This is a genomic window from Streptococcus oralis (genome assembly GCF_001075875.1).
GTDB lineage: Bacteria > Bacillota > Bacilli > Lactobacillales > Streptococcaceae > Streptococcus > Streptococcus oralis_I.
Genome location: NZ_JUOS01000118.1, coordinates 1 through 628, shown reverse-complemented (window position 1 = coordinate 628; position 628 = coordinate 1). Strand labels below are relative to the sequence as shown.

1 protein-coding gene is annotated in these 628 nt (G+C 39.3%); it reads left to right on the top strand.

Features of this window, described 5'->3' with window-relative positions; all coding sequences use genetic code 11:
- Positions 1–628: LPXTG cell wall anchor domain-containing protein (locus ADM33_RS06790; RefSeq protein WP_049503989.1), on the top strand; the 628-nt coding region annotated here is incomplete at both ends.

Genomic DNA, 628 nt, shown 5'->3' with positions numbered 1-628 from the left:
TGCCAAAGGTAGCTCTTATGCCTTTACCTTTGAGTTCAACCAAGATACCAATTCAGAGTTTATCAAGAAACTTGTGACTGTTAAGTGGGATGCCAAAGGTGGCCAATGGTCTTACGTTATCAATCAAGACTTCCTAAACTCTCTAGGAGTTAAAGGAACCTTTGATGCAGATTTCTACATCGAGGCGGAGCGTATTGAAACTGGTGATAAGATTGAGAATACTTTCATCAATATTGTCAATAAAGAAGAAATGACTGCCAAGGTTATTACTCGTACACCAGAGCCACCTAAACCAAAACACCCAGAAAAACATGTACTTGATAGAACTGGCAAGAAAGTCCTTGATGGCAAAGAAGTCCAGCTAGGTGATTTTGTTCAGTACCTTCTTGATGGTGCAACTATTCCAGAAAGACACCATATGTTGTACCAATATGACGGTTTGGATAAGCTTGATACTAAGCATGACCGATATACTGGTAATTGGAAGGGTATTATCAAGGGTACAGAATACACAGCAGAAAAAGAGCTTGTGTTACCTTATGATGTGACATTGAAAAATGGTAAGGTTATCAAGGCAGGAGATAAGATTGCCAAAGGTAGCTCTTATGCCTTTACCTTTGAGTTCAAC